We start from the raw sequence: 10,392 nt of genomic DNA, 5'->3' as shown, positions 1-10,392 counted from the left end.
CTTGGCCAGGTCGACTCCAATGCGCATAAGCTTCATGTGTGGACTCCTTCTCACTGTTGACTGTGGTTCGCACCTTCAGTCTGGCACTCAAGATGCCGAAGTGAGGAGGAGTCCATCCCATTGCTTTCGGCTGTGGATTCAACCCAATGCGGACGATGAGAGGTCGACTCAAATGTGGCTCGCACCCGCAACTGCCGGAGGTAGCCTCGAACAGCTAGTAGGAGCGAGCCTTCTTGCCCACCTGAGGATTTGCAGAACCACACATCATGGTCCTGCAAATCGCTCACAGGTGTATCCAGCCTTGAAGTGCCGTCATCAGGACTTGTACCAACTGACCACCTTCGGGCGTAGCCCAGCTTCCTGCGAGCTCCGCGATCAACTGATTGGTAGTGGTCAGCGTCACACCGCCCTTTTCCATCCGGCGCAGGGCGATATCATCCGCCATTACGCTAGGGGAACCGCCGCCATCAGCAACCACCTGTACTTCATAACCATCGCGCACCAGGCTCAGCGCCGGATAGACCGTGCAGACGTCATTGGTGACCCCGGCGATGATCAGTTTCTTGCGCCCCGTAGCCTTGACCGCTGAGGCGAAGTTCTCATCGTCCATGGCGTTGACGATAAACAACATCTCAGGCTATGAGCTCGTAAGGGGCTGTCTTCTAATACAATGGGAATCTAACGCTTGTTAGGTGCCAGATCATTTTGTGGCCTTGTTTTTTGTTGAAAGTCGGACTTCGACCCGAAGCAGTCTTCGCTAACGATTCAACTCACAGGCCTGGACAGCCGTTCGGGCAGGTCCGGCGGCATGATGGGTCAGCCCGTAAAGAAGTACTTGCCTTTGATTTTCCTGGGATTGACGAAGACGAAGTCTGGAAAGATTTTTCCTCGGACGTACCAAACAAAAGCCAGGATAACGATACTTATAGCTAATGCGATAGTGGTTGTTGCCGGACTCGATGTAAACCCCTCAAGCGATCTTGGGAATTGGGGAAGCGCAAGGAGTATGTACGCGTTGTAGGCGCCGACGCGATGGTTGTAGAAGCCCCATACCAAAAACAAGGGAATCAAGGTCATTGAAACACCCATAACCCATTTGGCCGTTGGCCCCATCCTGGCGCCGATATCCAATCCCAGAAAGAATGCAATCAAAGCCTGGGCGAGCATTATCGTAATGAGAATATTGACCTTGCGATCGTGCTCGTCACAACGAATTGGATCTGCATACGAGGCTATAAAGTAGGCAAGATGACTGTCTTTTACACCCCGCCCGGAGAGTTGTGAAAACACTTCCGACTTTGCAGTGCCGGCGGCGAGTAGCTCGCGAACTTTTTCCTGAACTTCTTTCTTGCTCAAAGTTGAATGTGAAGTACTTTCTCTTTGCGTCAACTTGACAGATTTCTTAGCAGGAAACACCAGGACAGCTACGGCCCCGATAAAGGCTAGCGTGCCCAAGAACACGCCGAAGTAAAAAACCCCACCTAGTGAGTAAGTACCTGGCTTCACGCTACCCGGCTTTGCAGGGTCGACAAGAATTTCGATCACTTTTCCTTCCCTGAGTGTTGCAACTGATCTTTCGACCGACTCCAGGCTGGTCCTACAGGGCCGCTGCGATATTTCGAGCGGATAAGTGTATTGCTGTCCGTTCAACTCAAAGGTCACGTTAACCAGAGGGCAATAGGTTATACCCTTACTGCGCATCTCCTCAGAAATGGAGACAGTGGCGACAGTGGCATTCAACTTCTGCCAAGTCTTCGTCTCGTCCACCTCCTTGTACGAGGAAAGAGACACGAGAAGGCAGAGCAAGGCAAAGAAAAATAAAACAACGAACAGGGCCGTCCTTAGCAAGAAGGTCTTCATAAGGCTCCTTGGCCAACGTGAAATGGAGGTCAGTTGGGAGATGACACCTTGGCGGCAAGTCCCCCTGCGCGCGGTGTAATGATGCACTGAGGTTAGTCCGTAGATACTCAAATGCAATGCAACTTCCCGCGCTTCCGCTCCTGGCCGATTGTTGACTGTCACGAAGGGCTGCAACCGACCCATGGAGGTCAACCCAGAAAGGCAAGAAACGGCCAGGTCGCCGTCGTGAATCACGATGGCAAATTAGTAGCTATGCTTGGTCAGGTACCTGTACGCGTTGGAGGGGAACACCGTCCAGCAGGCTCGTGAAAACGTGATCACCTCGCTTCAGGCGTCATCACAAATTGCCCTTGTGCCACGGAGTCGTCACTAACATGAACAAAAAAGAAGCTAAAACCAAAGTAGAGACCTGATCTCGTCCGGAGTACCTAGATCGGAAGTATTCACTCAGCTATCAGGCCAGGGGTCAAGGACAGGCTGCTTGCCAGCTTGATCGCTTCCACTGCTGACCCCTACCTCTGCGATATACATGAGCGAAAGGTTAATGCCGTTATTACACTCATGTTTATCCAGGCTGCACTCGCTCTGCTAATCGACTTTATTATAGGTTCAACTATTGGGCCTAATGCTAGATGGGTAATTGGCGGTTGGGGCGCACTTATCCCGCTCTTGTTTGCCTGGGGGTTCTACAATCATCTGGCAGGAGCTTACAATGCATACATTGTTCTATTTATGGGTTCGGTAGCGGGGCAATTGGAAGGGTTGACTTCAGGCTCCATCACAATGTTTGTCGGCTCGGCCATAGGCATCGGAATGTTTGCTTATGTATGCTACGTTCGCCAGAAGATATTTCCAGATTGGGCTTTTTTTACACTGAGAAAAGTCAAGGGGCGATATGTGTTTTCTAGTTGAAGAAAGCGTTAAAGATAAGTGGGTTAAGTGGCACGAAATTAATAGTGGGAGGAAATTAGCCCGGCGCGACTCTTCCTCTTGAGTTTGGTCCCCTGCTCGATGTATCCAGCGTATTTGCCAATCACACCCAGCGCATTGCGGGTGTTGTCAATTATAATATATTTATATACATGCTGGGCCCGTAGCGCAGCCTAGCCATAATATTATTGGAAGGCATGAAGCGAAAAATATTGCGACGCCGCATATTGCGTAGATGATACATGTAATTAGTTCAAGTTTTAATTACGCCAGAAAAATAGATGCCGTAACTAGGTAGGAAGCAAGTGAAACGAAAATAGCTACACTGATTGGATGCTTCTGAATTATTAGATGAAAAATTAGCTCTAGGGTGGTAAAGGCTAAAACAGAAACCATGATTGCAAAGGCTATGTAGAATGGCGCCTGGTTGCTCTTTAGTGTTTTGGCAAATCATGAATACATGAAATGACGAAATTAATAAGGTAGCTATTATCAGCGCTGTGAGTGCTAGGACGTATGGCGTAATTGGGTAATACACGTGCAACTCCTAACTCCTATTAGGCGACATCGCTGTCGCGTTTAAACGCGACGGTAGTGCCCTATAACGTTCCTTGTCGTCCTGTAAGCCATTGTCTAGCCTGGAAGGAGTCGCAGTTAACGCAACATAACCCAGAGAGAAACGCGACTTGGATGACGCCAAGCTCATCTGCGGTAAAGATTCAGCGCAGAAGGTCGAAGCTACCTATTTGCGACTAGTCTGTCCACCGGCTGCTATTGGCCGATAGCTGCCTGTCACGGCCCATCAGGTATTAATGAAGTGAAGTTAATAATGTAGTGATTTTTAGTTAACCAACGCCTCTTGCTCACTTCGTATAGTCCAGCCACACGCCGGCTGATCTCCCTTCGAAGGCGCATGAAAACAAAAGGTGGAGTTGACGATGAACACTTACAAAATTGCAGCGATTCCCGGTGACGGTATCGGCACCGAGGTGATCGCCTCAGGCGTTGAAGTGCTCAAGGCGCTGGCCGAGCGCCTGGGTACTTTTGCCCTGGACTTCAAGCACTTCGACTGGAACTCTGACAACTTCCTCAAGAACGGCTACTACATTCCCGAAGGTGGACTGGAAGAGCTCAAGACCTTCGACTCCATCTTCTTCGGCGCCGTGGGTGCACTCAATGTGCCTGACCACGTTTCCCTGTGGGGCCTGCGCCTGCCGATCTGCCAAGGCTTCGACCAGTACGCCAACGTACGTCCGGCTCGCGTGTTGCCGGGTGTGAAAAGCCCGCTGCACAACGGTCACGAGATCGACTGGGTGGTGATCCGCGAAAACTCCGAAGGCGAGTATTCCGGAAACGGGGGCAGGGTGCACCGCGGCCTGCCGGAAGAGGTGGCCACCGAGGTGTCGGTGTTTACCCGTGTCGGTGTCGAGCGCATCCATCGCTTCGCCTTTGAGCTGGCGCGCACCCGGCCACGCAAGCACTTGACCATGGTCACCAAGTCCAATGCCCAGCGCCATGGCATGGTGCTATGGGACGAGGTTTTCTACGAAGTGGCGAAGGATTTCCCGGACGTCAGGATCGACAAGGAACTGGTAGACGCCGTGACCACCCGCATGGTGCTCAAGCCGTCCACCCTGGACGTGATCGTGGCCACCAACCTGCACGCCGACATCCTCTCCGACCTGGCCGCGGCGCTGTCCGGCAGCCTGGGCATCGCGCCTACCGCCAACCTCAACCCGAGAAAGCAGTTCCCGTCGATGTTCGAGCCAATTCACGGTTCTGCCTTCGACATCACCGGCAAAGGCGTGGCCAACCCCATCGCGACCCTCTGGACCGCCGCCATGATGCTCGAACACCTGGGCGAGACGCAGGCATCACGTCAATTGATGTCGGCCATCGAAGCGGTGACCGAGGCAGGCGTGCATACCCCTGACCTGGGTGGCACGGCCACCACCCGCGAGGTGACCGATGCGGTCATTGCGCTGATCAGGCGCTAACCATTTCCTTCTTGTGATATAGCGCCACAGGGGCCGGCTTCTCGTATCGAGCTCTTGGGCATTTCCTGACAACAATAAAAAATCAGGGTCCGCCATGAAACGCATACTCGGCAAACTCTACGTACAAGTTCTCATCGCAGTGGTACTCGGCGCCATCGTCGGAGTGCTGTTTCCCGAAACCGGGACAGCGCTCAAACCCGTCGGCGACGGCTTTATCAAACTGATCAAGATGCTCCTCGCCCCGGTGATCTTCCTGACCGTGGTCAGCGGCATCGCACGGATGGAAAACATGAAGGAGCTGGGGCGTGTGGGCGTGCGCGCCTTGCTCTACTTCGAAGTAGTGTCCACCCTGGCCCTGGCCATCGGCCTGATCGTGGTGGATGTGTTCAAGCCCGGTGCCGGCATGAACATTGACCCAAAGACCCTGGATACCTCCAGCATCGCGACTTATACCACCCAGACGCCGCACCACTCGTTCATGGATTTCATCCTGAGCATCATTCCGGACACGATTGTCGATGCCTTCGCTAAAGGAAACGTGCTGCAGATCCTGCTGTTCTCGATCCTGCTGGGCGTAGCACTCGCCAACGCCGGTCCCCGCGCCAGGATCTTCATCGACGTGATGGACAGCCTCATGCGCGGCATGTTCAACATCGTCAACATGGTGATGCGCCTGGCGCCCATCGGTGCATTCGGTGCCATTGCCTTCACCATCGGTAAATACGGTTTCGGCTCGATGCTCTCGCTGGGCAAGCTGATGGCCTGTGTCTACCTGACCTGCGTGGTGTTCGTGATCTTCGTGCTCGGGCCGATCTGCCGCTACAGCGGGTTCAGCCTGTGGAGGTTCCTGCGCTTCATCAAGGAAGAGCTGTTCACTGTTCTGGGCACCAGTTCCTCGGAGTCGGTGCTGCCACAGATGATCAACAAGATGGAACGGGCAGGGTGCTCCAAGCCCGTTGCCGGCATGATGATTCCCGCCGGCCTGAGCTTCAACCCGGACGGCCAGGCCATCTACTACACCATTGCCGCTATCTTCATCGCCCAGGCGACCAACACGCCGTTGACTTTGACTGACCAACTGATTGTCCTGGCGGTGTTGATGTTCACCTCCAAGGGCTCTGCGGGGGTGAGCGGTTCCGGGTTCATCATCCTCGCCGCGACGCTGGCGTCACTGGGCAACATTCCGGTATCAGGCATGGTCCTGCTGCTGGGGGTCGATCGATTCATGTCAGAGGCCCGGGCCATCACCAACACTATCGGCAACGGTGTAGGCTGCCTGGCCATTGCCAAGTGGGTGGGGGCGCTGGATACAGCCAAGCTGAAACAGGCAATGGATGGTGAAGAGGAGACCGTGGAAGAAGCTGTGGTCGCCAAGGCCCCGAGCTTCACGTTGCAGCCTGAAAATGCCCACCCACTGGGTAATGTGAAGGCCGTCACCCCAGGCTGATCGAAAGAGTGTTACCTGGCTGCCGATTCCCCAGTGGAGTCGGCAGTTTTTTTTTAGCCGCGGTCTTCGATGTTATCGATCTGCTTGAAGCGTTCGATCAGAAAGTCGATCAGGCTGCGTACCCGTGCCGACAGGTGCAGCTGCTGCGGATAAACCGCATACACGTCTGCGCGGGTAGGGGTATGGTTCTCCATCACCAGGCGCAGTCGCCCACTGCGCACATAGCGGGCGATGTCCCACTCGGCGCGCAGTAGCAGGCCGTAACCCTCCAGCGCCCAATTCAGGGCGACCTCGCCGTCGTTACAGCCCAGGGCTCCGCGGACCTTGATGTTCTCGGTCCGGCCACCGTTGTTGAAGCTCCATACGCCGTAGGGGGATTCGTTCTGACGAATGAAAATGCAGTTGTGGTCCTGCAGGTCGGCGAGTTTCTCCGGGGTCCCGTGCTTGTCCAGATAAATCGGCGAAGCGCAGAGCAAGCGCCGGTTTGAAGCGATCTTGCGGGCATGCAACGCCGCGTCCGGTAGTGTGCCAAAGCGAATACCCAGGTCGAAGCCGTGGGTGGCGAGGTCCAACGGGTGGTCGCTGATCTCCAGCTGGATTTCTACCTCCGGATAGCGTGAATAGAAAGCCGCCAGCGCAGGGCCGATATGCCGACGGCCGAACCCCAACGACGCGTTCACCCGGATTAACCCCTTGGGCGTGGCGCGGCTGCTGCTGACCAACTGCTCCATTTCGTCAACCTGCGCAAGAATGCGCGCGACATGGGCGTAGTACAGCTCCCCCTCGGGGGTGAGGCTCATGGAGCGGGTAGTGCGGTTGACAAGCCGGACCCCCAGCCGCGCCTCCAGTGTGGCCAGGCGCTTACTGACGGCAGGTGGCGTCACGCCAAGCTCCCTGGCAGTCGCGACCAGGCTTCCCTGTTTGGCCAACAGGTGAAAAAAACCCAAGTCCTGGGTGTTGTTCATTCATGACTCCAGGTTAATTGTCTGGTGATTTCTGGCGAGCTTTCGATTTCTGTTCACCACATATACTCCAGCCCGCCCTGGGCGAACAGTCCTGCGAGTGGGTGGGGGGCTGGGTCAGCAGAAGCTGTAGGCGGGGCTGGCGGGGGATTGAACAGGGCTGACCTGCCATGTCCTGGCCGCCGACCTCATGGGGCGGCGGCCAATTGGCTTCTCCTGGTTATTGCGATAGGTTCAGGTAATCGCGAGCCCAGGCCACATAGGTCTCGGCGCCTGCATAGTGGGCCGTCAGTCGCGACGCATCGAGATGTTCCCTGACGCTCAAGCCGCGCTGCTCGCGCAGGCGCTCGTAGGTGGCCTTTACCGCCGCGAAATAGGGCGCGTGGCCGTCGACCACGATGCGTACGCCCAACTCTGCCAGCAGCTGGTCGTCGTCCAATGCCGGATTGCCATAGGTCACCAGCATCAGTGGTACGCAGACGTTTTCGGCGATGGCATGCAGCAGATCGTTGTCTTTGACTCCCACCAGGCAAATGGCATCAGCCCCCGCGTCTTCATAGGCGCGCACGCGCGCGACGACTTCGGCCAGTTGCTGCACACCGGCATGGGTGCGGGCGATGATTGCCAGCGACGGATCCTGCCGCGCGCGCAGGGCTGCGCGTAGCTTGCCCGTGCCTTCCTCAATGCTGATCAGGTCCGAGGGGTTGCAGCCGAACCGGGCGGGCAGCACGGTATCTTCCAGGGTCAGTGCGGCGACGCCGGCGCGCTCCAGTTCGACCACGGTGCGCATGGTGTTCAGGGCGTTGCCGTACCCGTGATCGGCATCGGCAATCACCGGCAGGCGCGCCACCCGGCCGATGCGCGTGGCTTGTTCGGCGAACTCGCTGAGGGTGATCAGGGAAATATCCGGGGCTCCCAATACTTGCAGGGAGGCGACCGAGCCGCCGAGGATACCGACCTCGAAACCCAGATCGGCGGCCATGCGTGCCGACAAGGGGTCGAAGACTGACGCCGTGTGATGACAGGACGTGTCAGCGAGCAAGGCATGAAAGGCGTTTCGCAGTTCGTGATGACTGGCGTTATGCATGATGGCGTCTGATTTTGTGATGGAGGGTTGCAGCCCTGGTGTCGGGGGGTGCTTGCCACGAGGCACAGGGCACTCGACGAGCACTCCTGGGGCTGTGTTGGGAAAGGGTGCTGCCCGGTTAGCCGGGCAGCGATGCTCCGTCAGCGCTGCGTGGACGCCGGCATTGCAGGGTGTCGCGCCAGGGTGGCAGGTTAATGCGGGAAACCTGGCCACCCCACCGGATCATTTGATGAAGCGTACCTGGGCGTTGATCTTCTCGATGATCGACCCCTTGCGCTCGTTGAAGCGCACCTTGTTCTGTTCGAACAGGTTGTTGCCCTTGGTGTCGATGGAAATGATCAGCGGGCCGAACTCACGCACGCGGTTCACCCACAGGGTTTCCGGCATGCCCAGATCCTGCCACTCGGCGCGCTCGATCTCTTCCACCTTGGTGGCGGCCAACACCGCACAGCCACCGGGGAACACCGCATGCACCGCTTTGTTTTCCAGGCAGCCAGCCGTGGTCTCAGGTCCCATGCCACCTTTGCCGATGATCAATTTGACCCCGGTTTCTTCAATGAACTGCTTCTCGAACTTTTCCATGCGCATGCTGGTGGTCGGCCCGATGGACACCATCTCGAAGCTGCCATCCTCTTTCTGGCGCACGATGGGGCCGGCATGGAAAATCGCGCCACCGCGCAGGTCCACCGGCAGCTCGCGCTTGAGTTCGATCAGGCGGCGGTGCGCTACGTCACGACAGGTCACCAACCGGCCAGTGAGATACACCACGTCGCCGACGTTCAGATCCGCCAGATCCTCGTCCTTGATAGGGGTATTAAGGACTTTAATCACAGTATTACTCCTTCATGGGAGAGGATGTCGTAGGAAAGGTCTGCATTGATACGGATCTTGCCGCGACGATGCGCCCAGCAACCGGTGGAGACGGCCACGCCAATGGTGGAAGGGTGACGCGCCGATGACTCGATGTTGACCCCCATCACACTGCTGTTGCCGGTCAGGCCCTGTGGGCCGATGCCCACCTCGTTCAAACCATCCTCCAGCAACCGCTCCATCAACGCCGCGCTTTCGTTTGGATGGCTGGAATCCACCGGGCGCAGAATTGCCCGCTTGGACAAACGGGCGGCCGTCTCGACCGACGTCGAGACGCCCACGCCCACCAGCAGCGGCGGGCAGGCGTTGACCCCGCGCGACGTAATCACGTCGAAGACAAACTCGGTCACGCCTTCATAACCCTGGCCAGGCATCAACACCTTCGCCGAGCCGGGCAGCGTGCAACCGCCACCGGCCATGTACACGTCGATCAAGGCATGGTCGGCATCCGGAATGATTTCCCAGTCCAGCCACGGAATCTTCGAGCCGGTGTTTGTGCCGGTGTTCTTCTCGATAAAGGTCTCCACCGCGTTATGACGCAGCGGTCCTTTGATGGTGGCCTCGCGAGTGGCGTTCTCCAGGATGCTCTCCAGTTCGCCCAACAGCGGGAACCGGGAACCGGCGCTGATGAAGTACTGGATCACCCCGGTGTCCTGGCAGCTGGGGCGATCCAGCTTGTCGGCGTAGTCCTGGTTTTCGGCCATCGAGTCATAGACCGCGATGGCCAGCGGGTTGGTTTCCGCGGCGCGCAACTGGGCGGTCTTTTTCTTCACGTCGGTGGGCAGGCGCTTGCCGATATAGGCCGTGAATTTGGCCATCACATCGGTCAGCGAATCAACGGCTGAGTCTTTATCCACTTTCATTTTCCTCACTGCATCTCAAGGCATGGTTTTTTGTTTTGGCGCTTTTGGTTGCTGCGAAAGGGTTCCGGCAGGATGCAAGGGGTAAACCCTTGTAAAAAATATGGTTTAGGCGCTGAGGTAAAAATTAGCAGTTCAGTTGAAATGATTGAATGGGGGTCTGGTTACTACACTGTTTACTTAAAGTTAATTATTGGGGGTGTGAATAGGGGAGTGGGGGCAGGCAAGTGAGAGTCTCGCCCACTCAAAAGTGGGCCTTGGCTCAACCCATGCGTCAGTCCTGATGCTCTTTTTTTGAACTCGGGCTGAAAGCACTTATCCAAAAAAAATGTGGGATTGTTTCCCACGTAACGATGCCGGCTGGCTCTGAGGGATCGTG

Annotated in this window: 8 protein-coding genes and 1 pseudogene; 3 read left to right on the top strand and 6 right to left on the bottom strand. The window is 56.4% G+C overall.

What is annotated here, in order from left to right; all coding sequences use genetic code 11:
- Positions 1-283: 283 nt before the first annotated feature.
- Together KGA85_RS03365 and KGA85_RS03360 are read right to left on the bottom strand one after the other, a co-directional pair.
- A pseudogene (locus KGA85_RS03365) lies at positions 284-628 on the bottom strand (isochorismatase family protein); the annotation flags it as partial.
- Positions 629-816: 188 nt separating this feature from the next.
- Positions 817-1,860, bottom strand: coding sequence for a DUF3592 domain-containing protein (locus KGA85_RS03360; RefSeq protein WP_223533708.1), 1,044 nt, complete (start codon positions 1,858-1,860; stop codon positions 817-819).
- 489 nt (positions 1,861-2,349) lie between these two features.
- Between KGA85_RS03360 and KGA85_RS03355 the strand changes: the two genes are divergently transcribed.
- The 3 genes from KGA85_RS03355 to KGA85_RS03345 all read left to right on the top strand — a co-directional run bounded on the left by KGA85_RS03355 (position 2,350) and on the right by KGA85_RS03345 (position 6,234).
- Positions 2,350-2,772 (top strand): hypothetical protein, encoded by a 423-nt coding sequence (locus tag KGA85_RS03355; RefSeq protein ID WP_223542912.1) that lies wholly within the window; start codon positions 2,350-2,352, stop codon positions 2,770-2,772.
- Between the two features lie 956 nt (positions 2,773-3,728).
- Positions 3,729-4,787 (top strand): tartrate dehydrogenase, encoded by a 1,059-nt coding sequence (locus tag KGA85_RS03350; protein ID WP_223542911.1) that lies wholly within the window; start codon positions 3,729-3,731, stop codon positions 4,785-4,787.
- 94 nt (positions 4,788-4,881) lie between these two features.
- Positions 4,882-6,234, top strand: a complete 1,353-nt coding sequence (locus KGA85_RS03345; RefSeq protein WP_223459364.1) for a dicarboxylate/amino acid:cation symporter — start codon at positions 4,882-4,884, stop codon at positions 6,232-6,234.
- A 53-nt stretch (positions 6,235-6,287) separates the two neighbouring features.
- Here KGA85_RS03345 and KGA85_RS03340 read toward each other — a convergent pair whose 3' ends face one another.
- The 4 genes from KGA85_RS03340 to ttdA form a co-directional block, all read right to left on the bottom strand.
- The gene (locus KGA85_RS03340) at positions 6,288-7,199 is read right to left on the bottom strand and encodes a LysR family transcriptional regulator (RefSeq protein WP_223459362.1); all 912 of its coding nucleotides are present in this window, start codon (positions 7,197-7,199) and stop codon (positions 6,288-6,290) included.
- A 217-nt stretch (positions 7,200-7,416) separates the two neighbouring features.
- Complete coding sequence (locus KGA85_RS03335) at positions 7,417-8,283, bottom strand: oxaloacetate decarboxylase (RefSeq protein WP_223542910.1); 867 nt, start codon at positions 8,281-8,283, stop codon at positions 7,417-7,419.
- Between the two features lie 222 nt (positions 8,284-8,505).
- A complete protein-coding gene (ttdB, locus tag KGA85_RS03330; RefSeq protein ID WP_223453502.1) occupies positions 8,506-9,114 on the bottom strand; it encodes a L(+)-tartrate dehydratase subunit beta in 609 nt (202 codons plus the stop codon).
- Positions 9,111-10,010 (bottom strand): L(+)-tartrate dehydratase subunit alpha, encoded by a 900-nt coding sequence (ttdA, locus tag KGA85_RS03325; RefSeq protein ID WP_223453503.1) that lies wholly within the window; start codon positions 10,008-10,010, stop codon positions 9,111-9,113. The genes ttdB and ttdA overlap by 4 nt, the downstream gene beginning before the upstream one ends.
- Positions 10,011-10,392: the final 382 nt, after the last annotated feature.

Origin of the sequence: Pseudomonas sp. GL-B-12 (assembly GCF_019955895.1) — a bacterium.
Taxonomy (GTDB): domain Bacteria; phylum Pseudomonadota; class Gammaproteobacteria; order Pseudomonadales; family Pseudomonadaceae; genus Aquipseudomonas.
Note: the sequence above shows the minus strand (reverse complement) of the source record. Positions and strands in the feature narration are given on the sequence as shown.